19 protein-coding genes and 3 pseudogenes are annotated in these 19,550 nt (G+C 57.4%); 13 read left to right on the forward strand and 9 right to left on the reverse strand.

Annotated elements, in window-relative coordinates:
- Nucleotides 1-290 precede the first annotated feature (290 nt).
- Nucleotides 291-572 (forward strand): WGR domain-containing protein, encoded by a 282-nt coding sequence (locus K289_RS0136295; protein ID WP_027555917.1) that lies wholly within the window; start codon nt 291-293, stop codon nt 570-572.
- Nucleotides 573-814: 242 nt separating this feature from the next.
- On the opposite strand, the gene K289_RS53205 is transcribed toward K289_RS0136295, so the two are convergent.
- Both K289_RS53205 and K289_RS46420 read right to left on the reverse strand, forming a co-directional pair.
- Nucleotides 815-1,225: a transposase gene (locus tag K289_RS53205; RefSeq protein ID WP_084788861.1), complete on the reverse strand. Its 411-nt coding sequence runs from the start codon at nt 1,223-1,225 to the stop codon at nt 815-817.
- Nucleotides 1,206-1,844 (reverse strand): annotated as a pseudogene (locus K289_RS46420) (transposase); the annotation flags it as partial. The gene K289_RS53205 and the pseudogene K289_RS46420, both read right to left, overlap by 20 nt.
- Between K289_RS46420 and K289_RS53000 the strand changes: the two are divergent.
- Nucleotides 1,787-2,086: a hypothetical protein gene (locus K289_RS53000; RefSeq protein WP_027555918.1), complete on the forward strand. Its 300-nt coding sequence runs from the start codon at nt 1,787-1,789 to the stop codon at nt 2,084-2,086. The pseudogene K289_RS46420 and the gene K289_RS53000 sit on opposite strands and share 58 nt — an antisense overlap.
- A 383-nt stretch (nt 2,087-2,469) precedes the next feature.
- Here K289_RS53000 and K289_RS46425 read toward each other — a convergent pair.
- From K289_RS46425 to K289_RS0136335, 3 genes and pseudogenes are all read right to left on the reverse strand, one after another.
- Nucleotides 2,470-2,784, reverse strand: a pseudogene (locus K289_RS46425) (IS5/IS1182 family transposase); the annotation flags it as partial.
- Between the two features lie 1,876 nt (nt 2,785-4,660).
- Complete coding sequence (locus K289_RS0136330; protein ID WP_156918371.1) at nt 4,661-5,167, reverse strand: hypothetical protein; 507 nt, start codon at nt 5,165-5,167, stop codon at nt 4,661-4,663.
- A 182-nt stretch (nt 5,168-5,349) separates the two neighbouring features.
- The gene (locus tag K289_RS0136335; RefSeq protein WP_027555922.1) at nt 5,350-5,634 is read right to left on the reverse strand and encodes a DUF3892 domain-containing protein; all 285 of its coding nucleotides are present in this window, start codon (nt 5,632-5,634) and stop codon (nt 5,350-5,352) included.
- Between the two features lie 296 nt (nt 5,635-5,930).
- On the opposite strand from K289_RS0136335, the gene K289_RS0136340 reads away from it, so the two are divergent.
- The 3 genes from K289_RS0136340 (at nt 5,931) to K289_RS0136350 (ending at nt 7,198) form a co-directional block, all read left to right on the forward strand.
- The gene (locus tag K289_RS0136340) at nt 5,931-6,392 is read left to right on the forward strand and encodes a hypothetical protein (protein ID WP_027555923.1); all 462 of its coding nucleotides are present in this window, start codon (nt 5,931-5,933) and stop codon (nt 6,390-6,392) included.
- Nucleotides 6,393-6,599: 207 nt separating this feature from the next.
- Nucleotides 6,600-6,839 (forward strand): hypothetical protein, encoded by a 240-nt coding sequence (locus K289_RS0136345; RefSeq protein ID WP_035687159.1) that lies wholly within the window; start codon nt 6,600-6,602, stop codon nt 6,837-6,839.
- 14 nt (nt 6,840-6,853) lie between these two features.
- Nucleotides 6,854-7,198 carry a DUF3768 domain-containing protein gene (locus K289_RS0136350; protein WP_027555925.1) on the forward strand — a complete coding sequence of 115 codons (345 nt, stop codon included), beginning with the start codon at nt 6,854-6,856 and terminating at the stop codon, nt 7,196-7,198.
- 126 nt (nt 7,199-7,324) lie between these two features.
- On the opposite strand, the gene K289_RS0136355 is transcribed toward K289_RS0136350, so the two are convergent.
- The 3 genes from K289_RS0136355 to K289_RS51895 form a co-directional block, all read right to left on the reverse strand.
- Entirely contained in the window at nt 7,325-9,856 is a 2,532-nt protein-coding gene (locus K289_RS0136355) for an AAA family ATPase (protein ID WP_027555926.1), read from the reverse strand.
- A gap of 535 nt (nt 9,857-10,391) precedes the next feature.
- Entirely contained in the window at nt 10,392-10,934 is a 543-nt protein-coding gene (locus K289_RS51890; protein ID WP_198024838.1) for an IS630 family transposase, read from the reverse strand.
- A complete protein-coding gene (locus tag K289_RS51895) occupies nt 10,915-11,535 on the reverse strand; it encodes a helix-turn-helix domain-containing protein (RefSeq protein WP_198024839.1) in 621 nt (206 codons plus the stop codon). Before K289_RS51895 ends, K289_RS51890 begins: the two co-directional genes overlap by 20 nt.
- Nucleotides 11,536-12,535: 1,000 nt before the next feature.
- Between K289_RS51895 and K289_RS49455 the strand changes: the two genes are divergently transcribed.
- Entirely contained in the window at nt 12,536-12,820 is a 285-nt protein-coding gene (locus K289_RS49455; protein ID WP_084788862.1) for a DUF3892 domain-containing protein, read from the forward strand.
- Between the two features lie 169 nt (nt 12,821-12,989).
- On the opposite strand, the gene K289_RS49460 is transcribed toward K289_RS49455, so the two are convergent.
- Entirely contained in the window at nt 12,990-13,148 is a 159-nt protein-coding gene (locus K289_RS49460) for a hypothetical protein (RefSeq protein WP_245284096.1), read from the reverse strand.
- Between K289_RS49460 and K289_RS52585 the strand changes: the two genes are divergently transcribed.
- From K289_RS52585 to K289_RS0136395, 7 genes and pseudogenes are all read left to right on the forward strand, one after another.
- Nucleotides 13,072-13,320, forward strand: a complete 249-nt coding sequence (locus tag K289_RS52585; protein ID WP_027555927.1) for a hypothetical protein — start codon at nt 13,072-13,074, stop codon at nt 13,318-13,320. The two genes, K289_RS49460 and K289_RS52585, sit on opposite strands and share 77 nt — an antisense overlap.
- A gap of 496 nt (nt 13,321-13,816) precedes the next feature.
- A complete protein-coding gene (locus K289_RS51005; RefSeq protein ID WP_156918372.1) occupies nt 13,817-13,972 on the forward strand; it encodes a hypothetical protein in 156 nt (51 codons plus the stop codon).
- A gap of 177 nt (nt 13,973-14,149) precedes the next feature.
- A complete protein-coding gene (locus tag K289_RS46435) occupies nt 14,150-15,352 on the forward strand; it encodes a radical SAM/SPASM domain-containing protein (RefSeq protein WP_084788863.1) in 1,203 nt (400 codons plus the stop codon).
- Nucleotides 15,349-16,311: an agmatinase family protein gene (locus tag K289_RS49470; protein ID WP_027555929.1), complete on the forward strand. Its 963-nt coding sequence runs from the start codon at nt 15,349-15,351 to the stop codon at nt 16,309-16,311. Before K289_RS46435 ends, K289_RS49470 begins: the two co-directional genes overlap by 4 nt.
- The gene (locus K289_RS51010; RefSeq protein ID WP_156918373.1) at nt 16,308-17,918 is read left to right on the forward strand and encodes a hypothetical protein; all 1,611 of its coding nucleotides are present in this window, start codon (nt 16,308-16,310) and stop codon (nt 17,916-17,918) included. The genes K289_RS49470 and K289_RS51010 overlap by 4 nt, the downstream gene beginning before the upstream one ends.
- A gap of 35 nt (nt 17,919-17,953) precedes the next feature.
- On the forward strand, nt 17,954-19,198 hold the full coding sequence (locus K289_RS0136390) for an ATP-grasp domain-containing protein (RefSeq protein ID WP_027555931.1): 1,245 nt from the start codon (nt 17,954-17,956) through the stop codon (nt 19,196-19,198).
- A 45-nt stretch (nt 19,199-19,243) separates the two neighbouring features.
- Nucleotides 19,244-19,550 (forward strand): annotated as a pseudogene (locus K289_RS0136395) (IS701 family transposase); the annotation flags it as partial.

The following is a 19,550-nucleotide window of genomic DNA, read 5'->3' on the forward strand; positions in this document are numbered from 1 at the left end:
GCGAGGGCTCGCCGGCCTCGAGCCGGGCTAGCACTTGCCGGCGCTGCTCGCGATCCGACGCTTGGCCGGGCGGTTCAGGAAATCGTGCATGTCGTAACCTGAGGCGCTCTTTTGCGGTGCGTTCGCCATCTTCGAACCAACGAGCTCGGAGCCTGCGGGCTTCAGCTCAGCCGCCGATCGCGAGCCTGGCCCCGACTGTGTCGTTGCCTGCATAAAATTTTTGAATCGTTGGCCCGGATCGATTCATTTATTTAATTGGACGGTCGATTCGGCGGCTGCGAGTCTGGCGCATGTCCGAACTCACCGTGCAATACCTCGTGCTCGAGCGTCGCGATCCGGCCCGTAACATGGCGCGGTTCTACGTGCTCACGATCGAGCCGACCCTGTTTGGCGATACGGCATTGGTGCGCGAATGGGGCCGTCTCGGTGGGCGCGGTCGACGGCGGCTCGATCTGTTCGATGGTCACGTGCAGGCCGTCGAGGCGCTCGAGTCCTGGCTCAGACGAAAAACTCGTCGCGGTTATGTCCAGCGGCATCCGTCATGTTTGGAGCGAACGTGCGACCCGGCCTAAATGGCCGGGATGGACGAAGCGCCGAGGAAAGTATATAAAAGTAATCCGAAGTCATCTTCGGCAGCATTCCAAGAATTGTGAAAGTATTCCATAATCAATCTTATGCGAATAGCAATTGTACAGCAATATTAGAGGAATATCAATGATATATAAGTAGTCGTTGTTCGTTAATCGCGGGCACGGTGTCAACCCCGATCGACAAAAATGACCCACTGCCGGGTTCATGGTTCTTTCCGCGGTCGTCAGAACATGCGCCTTATCGATCGCGTCGGCTGCGCCTCGACGGCGGCGTCGAGCCTGACTTGCACGAACTGCGGCGCTTCGCTCGACGCGAGCCGCGCCGGGCGCCGCCACACACTGAGCAGTCCCCGGTTGACCCCGTTGCGTCGAGCCACCTCGGAAATGCTCGTCTCCGGATCGGCGCTCTCGGCCACGATCCGCGCCTTCTCCGCATCGCTCCAACTGCGCCGTCGCCTCTCCCCCGTGATCACCTCGATCCGCTGATAGGAGGCGGCATCATGCCTGTCTTGATGTATGGAATGAGCGTCCGCAAGCGTCCCTCGCGTTGTCAAATCCACGCGCGAGTCTCGCTCATCACGTCCACCTAAACGAGGTGGGGTCGTCGTACCGCCATCGCTTGAACTGGTGGGCATGCGTGTACCGCCCCGCCATGATGGCGGCGCGCTTGGCCACGGGCAGATAGCTCTGGCGCAATTCGACGCTCTCGCGTTTGGCCAAATCGACCAGCTTCTCGATCGCCCGATGCATAAGCCGCGCATCGCTCGGATGCGCGATCGCCTTCTTCTGGACGGTGGTGTCCACAACGACCCGCTCGAGATCTTTGGTCTCGATCGCCCCAGTTCGATGCGCCACCGAGAGGCTTTCTTGCAATAGCGCGGCGATCTGCTCCTCACCCAGCCGCTGGCGCCAGCGGGTCAGCGACGAGCGATCGAACGGCAGGTCGTGCCGGAACACCACCTCGCCGCAGAAATACTGAAAATACGGGTTCTCGACCCTCCTGTCGCACAGTGCCTCGTCAGAGAGATTGTGCATGTGCTTGAGGATGAACAGTCCGGCTACCAATCGTGTCGGCAACGGTGGCTGCCCCGGCCCGAGGCGACAGACCGAACTAAAGCGTCCCGCCAGGAAGTGCCAATCGGTCTCCGCCGCCAGACACACCAACGGATGGCGAAGGTTGATGATCTTCTCCAGAGATGGACGAGGATTCGGTTGCTGACACCCACCCTCCGCGCATCCGGACCGCCACCACACTCGCCATGACCGACAATACGAGTCTGCCGTTCTCATTTCCAGCCGTTTCCCGCAAGAAGATCACAGCCGCGTTTGACGGCGGCCAGGCTGACGTCGGATGGCGGCGTCATGCTTCTGGCCATGGCGGACCGGCGCGCCTCGACTCGATGCCGTTCTTGATCAAGCGCCGCTTGGCAGGCACCCCCGCAAATCTGGTGGCCTATGAGCCGAGACTGACGGACCTCGTCCTCGACGAGAACTGAGGCAAATTCTTGTACCGCTGTCGACTCGCCTTGTACGTGGAAGAACGCACCACGGAACGAGGCGGACTGATATCGATCGCGACACGGATTGTGGATGTCTCGGATTCGCATCAGCCACCGCCACTCGCGCCGCTATCGGTCGACGAGCGCTCCATCTGCTTGTAGCGCTGCACGCCGGTCGACTGGAAAAAGCCGTCCGAGTTGGCGTCGTATTTGACGCCCGGGCCCTCGGTCCAAAGCTTGATGTTGACGCTGCCCTTCAGCTCGACCTTGCCGCCTGCGATCTGCTGGTCGATCCGCCGATACGAGAAGGGCTGATCGGTCGCGAAGTCCTTCGACGTGTAGCCCATTTGCGTCGTCGCAGCCGAATTGATGTCGATGCCTTCGACGCTCTGACCAGTCTCGGCCTGAATCGTCTTGGCGATCCGGCCAATCTCGGCGCGATCGTCGGTGTTGGCGGGTGTGACAAGCAGCGCCAGAAGATGGCCAAGCGTATCGACGGCCAGATGCAGATTCGAACCTTTCTTGCGCTTGGCTCCGTCGTCTGCGCCGCGGGCGCCACTCTCGGGCGTCGAGCGCAGAGTTCGACTGTCGATGATGGCGGCGGTCGGCTGCGCGGGTCGTCCAGCCGCAAGACGCAGGATAACGCGCAGATCCTCGGCCAGGGCCTCAAAACATCCCGCACGCAACCACCGCTGCGCCGACGTGCGTAGCTCAATGCCAACGGCCATCGCCCACGCGTGCGTCGTGCCCTGCGAAAGCATCTGCACGCACGCTGCAACTGGGAGAGCGACAGGGCGGTCGGCAGCCACGCCGTGTGACGGCATAAGCGCGCGAAGCGCATTACTCGCTTTGGCAATCGCTATTTCGGAGTCGCTCTTTTCGAACTGATCGAGTTCGGTGAAATTGAGACCTACAAATCCGGCCCCTCGGGCAAGATCATCATCCGTTGTGCTGGACCCGCGCGGGTGCCAACTTGCAATAACGAAGGAGAGAGAACTGGCCTACCAGTTGTCAGAGGTGTGGGAAGCGAGAACGAAGCGCTAAGTGGTAACGTGGAGATAGCGCATGTTCTACGTTTACAGGTATGCGCGCAAGCCCCGGCCGGGTAAATGGGCCTTTGCGTCGAAGCACGCGAAGTTGGAAGACGCCGAAGCGGCGGCGCGCAAGCTATGCCCACGGGGCGCTGAGGTCTGCACGGAACCAAGCATCGAACTGCGACGTGGCTTCTTCGGCTCCGGGAGGGGGACCGATTGGTCCGCAATGATCGCGCGGAAGAGACTAGGGTAGAGACGATGAAGACTCACCGCCCAATTGCTCATCCTGCGCATCCTTCACGGGGCCGAAGTGTACGCCCGAGGCACCGTCCAAAAGCATGAGACAATCACTGACGCACCTTTGGCGTCGGCTGCGACAACGGCGACGCGGAGTGCCGCTTCTTCGCCTACTACGCGGACGTAACTTGGTCGCAGTATCAAACGATGTTCTCGGACGAACACGAATATGCAACCAATCGAGGATCACAGAAGCCGACCTCATCGCGATTGAAGCGAGTGCGTTGCTCCATCGGGTAGTCGACTTGGAGTGCGCGTTGCACTTTTACGGGGACCCGAGGCGCTATGAGGGTCCCCATCAACTCATCGACGGCGAGCGCGACACATACCAGCCAAAGGATGCGTCATACTTTTGGAACGTAGCGAGCGATGGCGGCCAGATCGCACGTGACGCGCTGGACGGCAAAGCAGTGTCGAGCGCAGTGGCCGCTGGCATGTCGACGTTTCAGGCTAGAAAGTACGTTCGTTAGGTTAGGGCACAGATGCGCTTCGATACTTCGCTGTGGGAGCGCGAACACGGTAAGAAGCCAAGTGGGAGGCGCAAATGGCGCTTCCGAATCGTCTCGCCCAGCAATACAGTCGAGGACTATGAAGTCACAACCGCTGCACTGACCTTCCCCTCCGCATGTCGAGCTGCGATCGAGAAGGCCAGGCAGCGCCGTTCGGACCGAATTGTGGTGTTACCGTAGGGGGCGCCCACACGATGTCCGACACGTCCTTGTATGCGGCGGCTCCCTGTGGGGCCGCTTCAATCGCTTCGCCTTCGGCAGAAGCGCGGGAACGCTTCGAAGAAGCGGCGCGAGTTAATGGAAGCATGATGTCGCTTCGACGAAGGTGAGTCTGACGTTGTGGCGCTCCGCGCCTAGGGACGATCGAATGTATGATCGTCAAAAGCCGCATCGGAGACAGTCTCGACGGCAAGCGGCCACTTTTCGTTTTGTGAACTGCGTCGGGCTCTCGTCAGCTTTTGGAAAGCTAGCCCGAATACAGAACCGTCGAGGTCAGCGGCGCGCGGTAGGGACAGCGCTATCTACGAAGAAGGTCGCGTCGAGTCGCGTCGCTGCAAACCTCAATTGGCAGCGCGGACGCGGTAGGGACAGTGCCCGATCTATTGCTCCCCAAAACTGGAATCCGGCGCCGAGTCGCGCCCGCGCTGCTTCCGGTCCCAGGCGTCAAGCCACTTCTGATGGCCAGTTCTGGTAGTTGTGCCCGTGAAGTTAGCGGCGCGCGTGGTGCGACTTTAGCGCTTTGGTCGGGACGCCGGTAGAACTTCAATTCTCTTCACCATCACAACAATGCGCTTCGCAAAGGCGCTGGGCGAATCTTCGGCGTAGTCGGCAGGAACGATTCGAATATTCCTTCGGCAGGCGGGCGACTCAATCCTCTTGATGGTGCCGCAGTCATTTTCCAATGCTTCCCGCTCCGCCGCTGGTTCGATAGACTTTGCGAAAACTACCGTAATCATCCCGCGGGAAGACGCACAGCGATAATCGCCCCTATCGGCGTAGAAGCAGCTCACGTTTCGAATCTCGATAGGCTTCCCAATGAACTTTCCGGGGGCGACATGAAGGTCGTCTGGATCAACGACCTTGAAATCGTTAGGGCTGAAGTTCGTAACGATTTCTTTGGTGTTCGCCGTTTCCGGTCCAACGAGAACGCCAGCGGCCTTGAGCGTTGCGGCGGCTTTGTCGAAGCACAATAAGCGATCTTTGTCGTCGTTCACGGCCGTGCAGCTCATCACTTGCATGACGGCTTCCAGTGCATCCGCGGCGAGCGAGGGCCGTATCGAACAGATTATGATTGCTGCGCCACAAACATACGTAAGCCGCTTCCGCTTTAAGAGTGCTTGCCTGTACTTCATCGAAGCCAGCTTTCTTCCTAAAGAATGCGTACCGGGCGCAGTTGGCTGAGCTGCTGTCAGTCGCGGTGTCACGGACACTCAGCGAGCAATAGAAGATTGTCGGGATGAATGTCGTCCGCCGCTGTCTTGAGGTACTTGTACCCCTCGTGCGTGGCGCACACGACATCAACCCTGCGGCCGTTTTCTTCGACATAGAACTCCCACTCGTTGCTCTCGATGTCTCGGATAGCCTGATCGATGGATCGCTTCCACGGCGTTCCGTCGGGGTTTACCCCGCCAACATGTGAGAGTCTTTCGTGAGAGTTCCTTCTGTCTGTCGTGTTGATGCAGCGAATGCGTGCGCGTTTGGCCATTCACGTCTCCTGAATCTGGCAAAAAGGCTCAGGACCAGCCTAGTCCACAACGGTTGGATTAGGCGGCCACCAATCCTGATAGGTGCTTGCGGTACTTCTCCACGATGCAAATAGGTGCCATCCTAGGGAATTGAGCTTCTTGTGTTTCGGCGTGGGGTCTCGACCATGATCAGCGTAGGGGTCCCGTCATCTCAAATCAATGAAATCAACGGCCTGAAAGGGTCTCGACGACGCCGATGGGGGTCAATGTGCGATCAGTATTCACACGCCGGATCATGGACTAAGGCCAAGTTCTCTTGGTCAATCTGGCGAAAGGACACATCGGGGAAGATAGCTCGTCGCTCCTTGGCGGATTGCTCGTCACAACGATTGGCCTGGCCGCCTTTAGCCGAGCCGACACTCCACAAGACAAACGTCGGGACTTCTTCGTCTACGTCGACGAGTTTCAGAGCTTTACCACGACCGCACTGGCGAACATGTTTTCCGAGCTGCGCAAGTACCGCGTCGGCTTCACCGTGGCGCATCAATATCTGAACCAGCTTGCCCCTGACGTGCGCCATGCAGTTCTTGGCAACGTCGGCTCTATCATCTCATTCCGCGTCGGCGTCGAAGACGCTCCGTATCTCGTTCGGGAATTCCAGAGCCGCTTCTCGGAAATCGATCTCTTGAGGCTGCCGAACTACCGCATCTATCTCAAGCTTATGATCGATGGAACGCCATCAATACCTTTCAGCGCCGCTACGCTTGAGCCGATATAGCGACATTTGCCAAATCGGCATAATCCCGTGTCTACCTCCGTTTTTCTCCTGAAGTACGATCGCGCCCGGACATTGTTCTTTCCGGCGCCCGATTCGGATGTCGGTAGCGAGACGGAGGACCGATCTGCTGCTGTTTTGAGGACGCGGCGCAGCTCCGCCTTGCTATCCGGCACCCGAATGGTTCGGGCCGGTACCGAGGAGAAATCAATGTCCACCATTGCGCTTTCCAACAAGACCTCAAAGCTGATGAAGCTGTGCGATGCGGAAGGCCTCGAAAGCCTCGACGACCTCCTGCAAGCAGCTGCAGCTGACAGCGTGTGTCCAGCGATCTGCATGAAAGGACGCGACTACACAGCGGCGATGGAGCCCGACCAAGATCAAGGATTTTGCGAGGCCTGCGGCGGCAACACCATCGTATCGATTCTGGTTCTCGTCGGCCTGATTTAAGCCGGAGGGCGACGATGAATGATATCATCAATGCTCCTATCCGGCGTCGCATTCGAGTGCTCAACGACTTCTTTCGTGCGACCTTCATGGGCGGCAAAGTTGTGATCACCGCGGGAGTTTCAGGTCTGCCACTCGATGTGAAAGCTCGCGCGCTGATCCAGGTCCAGGGTTTCGAGGACTTCAACGCAGACAACGATCCGCACGACGAGCACGACTTCGGCAGTTTCGATCTGGCAGGAGAGACGTTCTTTTGGATAATCGACTACTACGACGCGCTTTGTCAGTCTGGGTCGGAAGACCCAGCTGACCCAGAGAAGACCACGCGTGTTCTCACACTCATGCTTGCCCAAGAGTATTGAGCAAAAGGTTTGCTTCCTTGTTGCCCCGCGCTTTGCGGGGCATTTCTTTGCCCTAGCGGGACGCCGCAGCTAACTGGGCCTTCCTGTCTTGCTTGGCGCCTTTTATCAGCGCATCAACACGCGGGATCATCTCAGCCAGATCCTTGATCTCGGGCGGCGCGCCCATAGCCTCGTCCGTATGCGAATGCCCCTCAATGTAGGCCGATAGCCCTTCGTACATCTGCACATTCTCTCCACGAGGGCGTCATCCCACGCAATGTTTCGAAGGCCTGTAACGATGACCCGATCGCTCCACCGCGGCACGACACCTTTGAGCAACCGTTTTACCACAGTTTCTTCAACGGTTCTGCGGAGTGCGGCCATCCCCTTGCAGATCGCGTCATGTCGCGCCCGCCCCGATGGCGATTGCGCTTCGGCGACACACTGCTTCGCTCGCTCTGAGGTGTCATACGCCTTACTTGTTGCGGGAGCATCATTCAATGTAATCTGCCCCGGATTTCCATCATCGTCGCGATCGATCCAGTGATCCTGCAATGAGACGTCTTCCTTTTCCGCAGTCGTAATCAGCTGATTGAGGAATGGCAGGTCGTGCGTAAAAACGATCACCTGTCGCGATCGTGCCTCGCGAACGAGACGTTCCGCGATCAGTTCCTTGCGCTGGTGATCCTGTGAGGTTACGGGGTCATCAAGGACGATGCCCGCGTTCGACGGGTTCATCGAAACTTCTGTCAGAAAGTCTGCCGGCGCAACCGCCTTCTGCTCTCCTTCGCTGAGGATAATCTCCGGCCGATGCCCACCCTTTAGAAGAAGCGACCGCACGGTCTTGCCTTTTTGTCCGGCGGTCTGCAGTTCAATCGGCATATCGCATTTGAGCTCGTCGCATTCCTGAGCGAGTCGTGCGCGATACGAAGGTCCGACAATCTGAGCGAAGAGTTCTTTTTCCTTGTCGGTTATGTGTCGGGGATTTCGCGCGGATTTCGCGCGTTCCGCTTTGGCACACCAAGCTGCGTCACTGACATAGTTTTCAATACTGCCGAGAAGTTTCGACAGGACCTCTCGATGCCGAAGGGATTGCCGTTCAAGTTCCAAGGAGGCGATAGCGCTCGCAGGATCCTCTTTCTCCAAGCGAGCCAAATCAGCGCTGATCCGCTCCACTAGCATCTGTAATGACGAACAGACATCCGTACAGCTGAGAGATCCTTCAACTGGCCCGTGCGCTGCTAATGCAGCTATTGCGCTGTCACGCAACGTGGTGACGCAGCTGGCCGTGGCATCGAGTGCTATGGCGAGGCTCGGATCAAACTTGCGGACATCAGCCCGAACCATGGAATCCGGTGCGAAAATATTCACTTCCAGCGCCTTAAGCGCTGCGACTTCCCGATCGACCGCCTTCGCTGCACTCTGGGCTGAGCGCTGCGCGTCACCTTCAACGAATGCTAGCAGTGCACCGATATGGGATCGGCTGTCTCTGTCCAGTGGACGTTCGCAAAGTATGCACCGGTCTTCCGGTTCTGGATACGATGCGCTCTCTTTTCGGGCAAGAGCATGTGCGGCTTTTGCGAATGCTTGCCACTCCGGTGTGCCGACTGCCTTGAAGAACGATCTCTTGAAAGTCTCTGTGCCGATCGCAGCCGCGGCAGCCGCACACTCCTGGGCAGAGTTCGACAGTGCTGTTCGAGATGCCGCTTTCTCGGCAGAGAACTGGACATCCAGTGCGTCGAGCTTCGTGATTAGCACGGCGATATCGCTTTTTGCCCGCTTCAGGTGTTCCATCAGTTGCTGCGAGGAGCTCGCTTTCAGTGCGGTCGCTTGCGCATCTACCTCTCGGATGCGAGCTTTCTCGGCCTCGCCGTACACCGCGAGTTTTCGTATCGCGACCATATCGGACCGCGCGCCGATTGTTGCAATGAGTTTTGAGACCTCTGTTTCTTGCCCGATGAAAGAGTCGGAAAATCGGGTGGTGGTTGTACGGGATTGGATAGAGCTTGCGAGCTGCTTGCTGAGCTCTCCGTAAACGCGAGCCATTTCGGGAAACACGTCGAATCCGGACGGCTTAAATTCAAATGCCGTCGTTTCGCCGACATGCAGCCGCGCAGTCGTGACGTCGAAGAAACTGATGCGTTGAAGGTCCGGGTGCTCGGTGCGAATAGAGAACGCGAGTGGGTCGCGTGCCTCGCCATCAAGCTGGACGTGAAAGCTGGCCGCTGGATCAGCGCTCCTGCCGTTCGCATAGATATTAGGCACGATCTTAGGTTTGTGTCGGCTGAAGCAGGCGTTCGCGAATAGGCGAGCGAAGCCGCTTTTTCCCGCGCCGTTCCGTCCATAGATGACGGTAAGATTCGGATCGAATGTGAGCGCAGAGCCGACCGGGAGCGCGTTGATGCCCTGGAGCGTGTCGACCCGAACGAGGTTGAGCGGCTTGCATTCATCACCTCCGGGGCGAGCGGAGAGAACTGGCGGCGCTGAACTCTGCTCAGGCGTCGCACCAAGGTCGTAGGCATTTAGAAAAAGGCGGTACGTCTTGCCAACCTGTTCGTCGCTCAGCCTGCCCTTCGAGGTCGCCTGTGCGATGATGAACCGTTGCCAGGCACTGAGTTGCTTCCCCCAGGCATCAAGAGCCTGCCAGACTGTGACTGTTGGTGTGCGCGATTCGACCATAGGCCAATATTCTGGCACAGGCTATAAACTGCAACCTGTGAGCGTACCGTATATCTACGGATAACGACCCTGTGCGCATCCAGACGCCTTGGCTGCGGCGAGCCCGACTCACGTCGCGCACAACTTCAATCCGTTCGATCTCCTTGCCGCTTGAGATTCTCGCATTTAGAACAGGTGAGAGAGCATGACCCCGCTTCGAGAAGTTCCAGTATCAATATCCTGGTCCCACCGGACCCATGACCCGAAGGCTGAAAGGAAAACTTCTCGTAACCTAAAAACTCGAGGGACCGTAGACTCTCTTCAGCCGCGCCTCGGAAGTGGCCCTCCATGCTTGATACGCTCCGCTTCCCGTGTTCGGATAGAGGAAGTGGTAAAAGTCCTCATAGACGCTGAGCACTTCTTGCGGCGACCAGGGCGAGCGTGACGCCGTGACAAGAGCTGCCGTCAGCGTTGCAACGGCTTGCGCCTGTACAGCGCTGAGCATGCCGGGATCAAAACTGGACACTAGTCGAGCGTTTCCTTGGTTCGAATCATATCATGCGGCCTCGGCGAGTTTATAGGACCAGGTGTGGATGACCGGATGGCGGTTCACGTCGTCGATGCCGGCCATGATGCGCTGTTTCAGCTCGTGTTTTGATGTCACCCGGATGTGGCGCAACACCGAGCGAGCAAACTTGGAGAAGAAGCCCTCGATCAGGTTGAGCCAAGAGCCGTGCTTGGGGGTGAAGGTGAGCTCGAAGCGTCCGACGGGTCGGGCGTTGAGCCAGTCTGTGGTTTCTCTCGATATGTGCGCGGAATGATTGTCGAGGATCAGCTTGATTGCGGTGCCCCTCGGATAAGCGGCATCGAGCAGCTTGAGGAGTTCGATGAACTCTCGGCTGCGATGGCGATCTCTCACGAGCGCATGGACCTTGCCGGTCAGCAGATCGATCCCGGCCAGCAGACTGAGCGTGCCATGACGTTTGTACTCATGATCCCGCGCAAAGGTGGCGTGGACGCCAGGCTCGGGCGGCAAATCCGGCGCCGTCGTTGCGATGGCCTGGATTCCCGGCTTTTCATCACAGGAGACGATTGCCACCGGCTTGCCCCTCTTTCGATCTGGCAGCGGCTTTTTTCAGAACCTCGACTTCACGATAGACACACAGAACCTCGGCCATCTTCTGTTCGAATTCGGCGTCGCGGTTCTCCAGATAGTAGCGCACCTTGTGCGGCTTGACTTCCTCTTTGCCGAGAATCTTGCACACCGTGCCCTGGACCAAATTGGCCAGACACTTGTGCCCGGCCGCCGGTCCGTGCTCGCGCGCATGGCGTGCCAGCAATCGCGTCGTCCACAATTCATGGGGATAGCCGTGATCCTTGGCCTTGTCGCACGCCAGCGACACCAGCCAGGCCTTGGCCTCCGGCGTGATCGCGGGCTCCTTGCCCGGCCGCGGCCGATCGTCGAGGGCCGCCAGCACGCCGTAGGCCAGCGCCCGCTCGACGCAGCGTTCGACGGTCTGGTGATGGACCCCAAGTCTGCGCCCCACGGCACAGAACGACGGATTGTCCCGGTAGGCCAGCAGCATCTGCGCCCGCGAGACCCGGCTCGATGGCTCGGTTCTCGACCGCGAAAGAGCTGCCAACGCTTCAATCTCATCGTCGGTCATCGCCAATTCGACCGCTTGCCGCCATCCTGCCATGAAACCGCTCCTGGTTGCGCCCAACCCCAACCGAGGAATCCGCCAACACTCAATCAGTTCCAGCGCAGGCTTCTTGGAATCGATCGTCTAGATGTTCTCCGCCGCTTCGTACCCGACCCCTGTCCCTGCCTCGGCTTCTTTATAAAGGGACGCTGGACCGATGCAGGGGAGCAGGATCGCTCTTTCACACATCACACTCCTACCCACCGCCAAAATTAGCAGCGACGTGACTCGACGCTTTCATGACGGACCAATGAAGCGCTGTCCCTGCCACGCGCCGCTAACTTCAGCGTTCAGCCTTACGTCCTGCGAGCAGAACTGACCGGCTGGCCCCAGGGAGGGTGAAAAAAGCCCGGGGTGATGGAATCGTATCTCGAAAGGTCCCGCGCTCGCACCTACCAAAACTGGTTGGCCTCCTGAACCAACGCCGCGTGGATCAATCACCTCAGCCTCGGGCGCAAAGCGCTCGGCCTCGAAGGCCGAGCGCGACCGGCGCGACCTACACTTGGCGCCAGCGCGGACGCGACGCGGCGACGGGAAACATGCGAACCGACGCTGTCCCTATCACGCGCCGCTAACTTCAGTGGCCAGCTTCGCCGTCTCAAATAGCAAAGCTGATCACCGCGCTGCCCGACGGGGGGCGGGGGAGGATCCACCGGGAAGCCCCCGAATTATATAGCCGGGAAATCCCGCGGGCACCTACCGCGATTGGGCGGCTAACTAATCCAATGCCGACGTCTAAGATTGTCACCTCAACTCCGCTCGCAAACATGCGGCCTCGACGCGTTCGCCGCAAATTTTACGACTTACCAGAAGGAACGCTGCGAAACACAATGACTTCCGAGACGTTATTTTGAGGCCCGGACGCCTGACCGTCCCGCGTCGGGCTAAGCCAACGCCGTTTTCTTTCTCGGTTTTGAACCTGCGCGGTTTCAAACTGACAACTAGCCCTCGGCGCGCAACCGCAGGTCTCGTGGAAACATCGTATGGGAGGACCAGAATGGCCAAACGCGCGCGTATTCGCTGTATCAACAAGACGGACAGAATGAATCCTCACGAAAGGATTCGGAACGTCGGCGGAGCAAATTCCGACGGAAGTCGGTGGAAGCAATCTGTCGACCAGACGATTAGAGAAATCGAAAATAGCGAATGGGAATTCTTCGTGAGTGAGGCGGCTCGCACGGTTGAAGTGATTGTGGCCAAACACAACGGTCACAAATACATCAAGACTACCGCCGATGGTGTTCAGCCCGATAATCTTCTTTCGCTCCCCGAATGTCCATAGAATAGTTCCAGGGGACGGCGCGCAAAATCACTCCCTACTGCGATCTGCTGCTATATGGACGCGGCCCAACGCCTCTTACCGCATTGCCGAACGTAAACACAAACTGGAGCACTTCAATGCTCGCCGCGTCGGTCAATCGACTCTTGTCCAACGGGCACGCCCTCGACATCTATCCTGACTCTCGATCAGGCAATTGGTGTTGGGCAAAAGATGATTGAGCGGAATGCGACACAGGCGCAGCACGGTAGCGCTTGCTTACGGTCAGCGGCATCAGAACGGTAGCGAAGAGCAGGCTCAGCATCATCACGCCGAATACTCTGAAGGTCACCCAGCTCTCCGTGCTCTGGGTTCGCCAGATGACCCCGTTCAAGATCGCCCGGATCGGCGGTTATCTCGCCCGCGCCAGCGATCCCCCCGCCCCCCCCGGCAATACGGTCATGTGGCGCGAGCTGTCGCGCCTCACCGACGCCATGGACGGAGGAGAACTTGTGGGTAATTGAAAGCCTCGCCGGACGGTTACGAGAATTGCAGCAATTGCAATCTTTGACGAGCACTGTCTCCATTGAGCAACAACCATGAAATCCGGTGGTTCAAGGTCGGTATTATAGCGGGATCAAAGCACTGCTCGTTCTTGTGAGCATTGGGCAGCGTGACGGGCACTGTGCGAGGGCCTGTGAGCCTCAAGGCGGGGCCAAAGAAGAGTAGTCTAGAAACTGCATCCTACCAGAACAAGGAGGTGACCGCATGCTCTGTGTGGATCAACTATGCTTTGTGAGCGTCCGCTCTCATTCGTGGTTCGGAGCAGTCGGATCTCGCGCAGTTCGACGACCCTGGAGGGCCGACGAACTTCTTCACTGCTCAGGCGGCGGTAATGTTCACGCCCGAAGCATTGAGCCCGTGCGCGCGGCTGTATAGGGAATATGACGCTAGACGCCTCTGGTCGATGATGTCCGCACCCGGACGTAGGTACTTAACACTCACAGTAAGGAGACGAGCATGACTCAGCAGTCGACGTACGGACAGGGCCAAGAAGCCGAAGCCCTCAAGGAAGCAATTCGTGAAGTCGCAGAGGCTCAAAAGGCGAACCAACTTGCGGTAGTGAACGAGAAGCTGACGCGAATCGCACAGTTGCTCGCCGCAGTCCAAGTATAAATCGCACATGCATTCTCCGAATCTCTGGGCGCGCCTCAGTTGCACGACGTCCGGTAGGCGTCGAGCGCTTGTGCCGCGAACACGCCGATGCTGCATCCTTGGCTGGGCATCGAGGCTCAGCCAAGTTGTATTCTAAGTCGATTTCCAAACGGGTGTTTGGCTGTTCTGCGGGCGAGCATGTCATCAGTTGCAGTAGATATCGAGTTTGCTCAACGTCTCCCTCATATCCTCGCTGCGCAAAAGCGAATCGAAAACCTATGGGCGGCGGGGACCGATTACAGGCGGGACATAGTCGAAGATGCGTGTCTGCACAATCGCATGTTGCATCTCGATATCGACTTGACCGGCGAATGCAAACTCAAATGCTTTTATTGCGATCGCACGTCTGATCGATACAGCGACCTGCCTAATCGCGTTGAACTGCACACTGCTGAACGACTTGACCTGATCGCACAAGCGCATGCGTTGGGGGCCATAACCGTAGAATTCCCCGGCGCGGGGGAGCCAATGGTCGATCGCGACTTTTGGCAAATTGTGGAGACAGTGCATCGGCACGGCATGACGCCAGTCGTATTTACAAGCGGGTATCATTTAGACGGCGCGGGCGTGGAGCGTCTGTTTCAGCTGGGAGCGACGGTATTCATTAAGCACAATTCACAAGACGTTGCCGTCCAGGATAAGATGGCAGGGGTACGAGGATACGGCGCCAAGTCCAATGCGGCCCTGCAAATGTTGCTGGAGCGCGGCTTCAATCAATCAATTCCAACGCGAGTAGCGATCGATGCGGTCGTGACGCCGCAGTTTAACGAAACTGAGCACTTTGCCGAGATCGGAGCTCTGCATCGCTGGTGCCGTCTCAACAACGTTCACAACTACATCGTGCCATTGATTCCTGAGGGTCGAGCAGATCGATCTTCAATGCTTATCGAGAGGGTGTGTGCCGATCGTATCAACGACACGATACGCAAGATTGACGAGCAGGAATTCGGTCTTGCGTATCAGCCGTCGCGACCGATGACTGGGGGCTATCGCTGCCGGCAAGTCAACGTTGGACTTTTCGTGAACCTCTTCGGAGAGGTGTACGACTGCAACGGGTTGGGTCGTTTTCTCGGTCACATAAAGTGTGACAGCCTGAGAACAATTTGGAACGCAAAGTTCGCGAGGCACATCCGTAGCCCAGAGCAGGACGGTTTCTGTCTTCTGCGCGAGCGAGTATGGGACGCTGTAGGTTCATCAGGCCTGGAGCGTAAGCTGGAATTCTATCGGCACTTTGAATCCATCCATGGAGAAGATGAGGTGGTGAAGCGCGGGCTTATGCGGGCGACAACCGTGGAAGAGAGCAATGCTCGTTCCGAAGGCACGATGAGTGGTCCCTCATGAGTGTCTCGCGAGAGCAACTACCTGTTGTGGTCGATGCGACGGTGCCTTGGATTCGGGATCGTTGGACGAACGACATGAGGGAGATTCGCGATGAAGCCGCCTTTGCGTTCATTAGTGTCCCGTTTGATTATGCGGTCAGCCATCGTCCGGGCTGTCGTTTCGGGCCAGAAAAAATCCTACAAGCGCTCGATTCGAGTACTACGTATTGCGTCGACAAGCGGGTTTCGCTCTCTGAAGCTACCTTTGTACGGTACGAACCTATAGATGTAGTGCATTCCCTCGACCAGACCTATAGAAACATCCGAGAAGCTGTTGCTAGCCTGCCAGGACGCGTTCGGCCGATTATTCTAGGTGGGGATCACTCTATTAGTGATCCTGCGATTAGGGGCGTCGTCGATCGGCTGGGTGGTGGAAAGCTAGGACTGGTCGTTCTCGATGCTCATTTCGATATGAGGCCACCCGTCTCCGGAAAAGAGCATTCGGGCCACTGGATGAGAACCATTTCGGATGTCATCGATTACCACAAAGTTGCGCAGCTCGGGATCAATGCTCCGATTTATTCCGAAGAGTATATGCGGCTGGCGGAAACAAGCGGAACGCTTGTCCTGACGCCTTATGATATCCGCAAAATGGGATGGCCGGACGCTATTTGCGCCGTTCTAAGGCATGTTAGCGAGGGGGTGGATGGAGTGTATCTGTCGGTGGACATTGATGCTGTTGATCAGGCTCATGCACCGGGAACGAGCGTCCCAAATCCAGGCGGGCTTCTGACCTACGAGGTATTGGACGTAGTCTTTGAAATTGCGGCCAGAGCACATGTGCTCGCTCTCGACATTACGGAGGTCAGTCCGCCGCTGGACCGCGACGATATGACATCCAAGCTAGCGGCGCAAATCGTCCTTAACGTTATGGCTGGCGTAGTTAGTAGAGAGACAAAACGGCCTACGGAAGGCTGTTGAACGAAGTCGTTGCAGCGATGGACGGAAATTTCATTCTAGCTTCATCACGAATTGCCGAGTTCGCAGCCCGGCGATTTCCTGAGCGTACTTTGACGGTCATTCCGGACGCTACTACCTTAGAGGCGTTTCTGGCATCATGCCAAGCGTCTTCGCTCACCTTTTGCGGAACGTGGCCAGAGCTTACCGTCGCTACGTCTAGGTCACTGGCTGAATGGGCCCGTGAAGATCCAATGCGAGGTTGCGGCTTGTACTTAGCACCTGACGATTATGGCTTGGATCAAAGTTACACGATCAGTGGGACCAATTCGGTTTGGGAGATGCTCGATAGGGAAGTTGCTAGAGAGTATAGGGCAGATAGCACGACGCAAGTGCTAATCGACGATCTGCTGGTACATTTGACTGATGACAGACGCTCAAGACCGATTGGGACAGCTCTTACAGGTCACGGGGCGGAGTATTGCGTTCAGTTTGGATCGAAGTGGCTAAGCACGTTCGAAACAACGTTGTTAGGCGCCCCCATTATTCGACCGTGCTTTCAACTGGGAGCAGCAGTGTTTCTGAATTGTTGCTCGTCGATGCGGCTCGGCGATTCCTGTGTCCCGCAAAAATATTCGCTGGCCAGAACGCTGTTCGCAGCTGGCTCTGTAGTGATCGGCAGTTTTAGAAACTTGCATATACTGCCCCAGTACGGCGAGTCCTTTGCTCGTGCGTTGCTCGCAGGACAGCCACTCGGCCGAATCGTGAACAATCTGAATTTGCAGGCCGACAAGTTGGAACGGAGAGGCAGCGCTTTCCAGCTTCTAGGAGACCCCTGTATCAATTATCCTGCCAACTTGAGTTCATCTGAGATTCGTCGCGCCACTGTAGACTTTACCAGCACTGAGCCCGCCGTTGTCCGTGATCTCATTAACAACATCGCCTGGCTTGAACAGTTTGCAGACACCCTTTTGCATTGGATGCCCGAGAACCAACTTGTGGCTGCATCCTATATGCGCTTACTGCATCTGACGAGCCGCGCCGGGTGTATGGGCCACGCCACACAAGTTGGAATTCTTTCAACGAGCGAGCTGAGCGTGGCTCTTCAAGATTTGACTGAACAATCAGATAGGATGCGCGCCGAGCTATTCGACATTCTAATCCACTTTGTCCAAGAGCAAGGATGGATTCAGGAGCGATATGCAGCTCATTGTCGCAGGGCAGATGCGGTTCGAGCTATTTGCGATCGTTGTGGCGGAGTAAGCTACGTCACTCGCTATCAGCCGTTGGCGTCGCACTTGATGACTATCGAGCGAGAGGAGTGTGACAGATGTGGCACCACTAAGGAACACATCGGCGCAGAATGCGCATCGCAAAGTCTGGTCTCGCGCATAAGCGAAGGATTCATGATCACCCTATCGCAATTACCGGAGTTCGCGCAGGGAGCCATCTTCTTCCACCGGGTACCGGATCTAGCGGCGATGACGTGGCCTCGGACGGGTGGGGTCATATCTATCGAAACGGCCGAGCTGAGCTTCAAGGGTCGACTGACCTTAGTGGCTGCGGCTCTTGGGCCACAGTTTGTCACGCTGCGATATCACACGTTTTTTGTCGATCCGAAGCTGAATTGAGGTAGAGCCTCATTCACAAGCCTTGCAGAGGAAGCATGGGCCGCACGATCATATTCGTGGAGGCTAGCACGACGGGGGCGGGTGCATGCGCTAACGAACTGGCGCATGCAGATGGCTTACATGTGGCGCTGCTCACCCGCGAGCCGGGGAGATATGGGCCGGAGATCCTGTCATCTGTCGACATGACTCTGGTCTGCGACACCAATGACCCATTTGAGGTTCTGAACGCTGTGCGCGATCAGAGCCGATCTCTTGATGTGGCTGCGGTTACCACTACAGCGGATATGTACGTTCCCCAAGCCGCGCTGGCTGCCAGCCTATTGAACCTGCCAGGGTTAAGTTACGAAGCGGCGCTCTCCGTTCGGAACAAACACCGCATGCGATCAGCTCTAGCGGAGCACGCGCCCGAGTACAATTTACCGTCTGTTTTGGCAAAAAGCAGAGAAGATGCCATTTACGGCGCAGCACGGCTTGGCTTCCCGCTTGTGATCAAACCTCAGGAGGAAAATGATGGCTTCGGTGTGAGGCTAATCAATAATCAGCGTCAGCTTGAGGAATATCTGGAGATTTCGTTGGCATGGTTGCGTAATGGCGCCGAACAAGAGATGCCGGCAGGTGTCCTGTTGGAGGCCTATTGTTCGGGTCCTGAGTTCAGTGTCGAAACGATCCAATATCCAGGCGGCGGTTGCCAAGTCATAGGCGTTACCACCAAAGAGATGGTCGGTCTCGATCGTAACTACTTCGTTGAGGCGGCACATAGTTTTCCTTATATGGGGCGAGAGGCAGCCGTGGCCATGGCAGCGACTCGGCGGGCCCTCGCCGCTCTGAACATTGATCACGGTGCCGCACACACCGAATGCAGGGTGTGCGGCACCGATGTACGCATCATGGAAATCAATCCCCGGCTCGCAGGTGGCAAGATCGGCAGCCACCTTATCGAGATGGCTACCGGTTGTAGTGCAGTACGAGCCGTTCTGGACGCAGCATTAGGTGAGAATATTGATTGGCTTCCTGTGCGAAACCGCGGCGCTGCAATTCATTTTGTGTTTGCAGATACTCCGGGCATCTTTCGCGGCATAGAGAACGCTGCCGAACTTCTCCGCATGCCGGGAATCACGAGGGTCTCCCCGATCGCTAAACCAGGAGAACATGTGTGTCCACCAAGCAGTAACCGAGACTACGTGGCTGAAATATTATCGGCCGGCCGTACAGCCACTGAAGCTCGCGACCGAGCGAAAGCGGCATTCACGCGCATAAGGCTACATATAGATTCGAACTAGCATTACAGTTGCTATTTGTGATGAGTTCTGAATCCATGGGTGACCATGATTCGGGATATGATGATTGGTGGTGCGTCGGTTGAAGATACGCTGACGCTGTGGGCTTCGTCGTTGCGGGATGCCAAGCAACGCATCCGTCCGCTGTTTACGCAGGAGCGGGTCGCGGCCTCGGCGGGGCAGTTTCTCGACGGACTGTTGGGCAATGAGCCACGCAAGACGGGTTGGATGCGGGCTGAGGCGGCCGGCGATCCAGGCCCGTGGCGCCAGCAGGCGATCTTGGGCCGGGGGCAGTGGGATGCCGACGCGCTGCGCGACATTGTCCGAGAGTACGCGCTGGAAACGCTTTGCGATG

Origin of the sequence: Bradyrhizobium sp. Cp5.3 (assembly GCF_000426265.1) — a bacterium.
Taxonomy (GTDB): Bacteria; Pseudomonadota; Alphaproteobacteria; order Rhizobiales; family Xanthobacteraceae; genus Bradyrhizobium; species Bradyrhizobium neotropicale.

Coding starts and splice junctions, on each gene's coding strand:
- K289_RS0136295 (WP_027555917.1), top strand. CDS start 291: ATGTCCGAACTCACCGTGCAATACCTCGTGCTCGAGCGTCGCGATCCG.
- K289_RS53205 (WP_084788861.1), bottom strand. CDS start 1,225: ATGCCCACCAGTTCAAGCGATGGCGGTACGACGACCCCACCTCGTTTA.
- K289_RS53000 (WP_027555918.1), top strand. CDS start 1,787: ATGGACGAGGATTCGGTTGCTGACACCCACCCTCCGCGCATCCGGACC.
- K289_RS0136330 (WP_156918371.1), bottom strand. CDS start 5,167: ATGCAAGTGATGAGCTGCACGGCCGTGAACGACGACAAAGATCGCTTA.
- K289_RS0136335 (WP_027555922.1), bottom strand. CDS start 5,634: ATGGCCAAACGCGCACGCATTCGCTGCATCAACACGACAGACAGAAGG.
- K289_RS0136345 (WP_035687159.1), top strand. CDS start 6,600: ATGTCCACCATTGCGCTTTCCAACAAGACCTCAAAGCTGATGAAGCTG.
- K289_RS0136350 (WP_027555925.1), top strand. CDS start 6,854: ATGAATGATATCATCAATGCTCCTATCCGGCGTCGCATTCGAGTGCTC.
- K289_RS0136355 (WP_027555926.1), bottom strand. CDS start 9,856: ATGGTCGAATCGCGCACACCAACAGTCACAGTCTGGCAGGCTCTTGAT.
- K289_RS51895 (WP_198024839.1), bottom strand. CDS start 11,535: ATGGCAGGATGGCGGCAAGCGGTCGAATTGGCGATGACCGACGATGAG.
- K289_RS49455 (WP_084788862.1), top strand. CDS start 12,536: ATGGCCAAACGCGCGCGTATTCGCTGTATCAACAAGACGGACAGAATG.
- K289_RS51005 (WP_156918372.1), top strand. CDS start 13,817: ATGACTCAGCAGTCGACGTACGGACAGGGCCAAGAAGCCGAAGCCCTC.
- K289_RS46435 (WP_084788863.1), top strand. CDS start 14,150: ATGTCATCAGTTGCAGTAGATATCGAGTTTGCTCAACGTCTCCCTCAT.
- K289_RS49470 (WP_027555929.1), top strand. CDS start 15,349: ATGAGTGTCTCGCGAGAGCAACTACCTGTTGTGGTCGATGCGACGGTG.
- K289_RS0136390 (WP_027555931.1), top strand. CDS start 17,954: ATGGGCCGCACGATCATATTCGTGGAGGCTAGCACGACGGGGGCGGGT.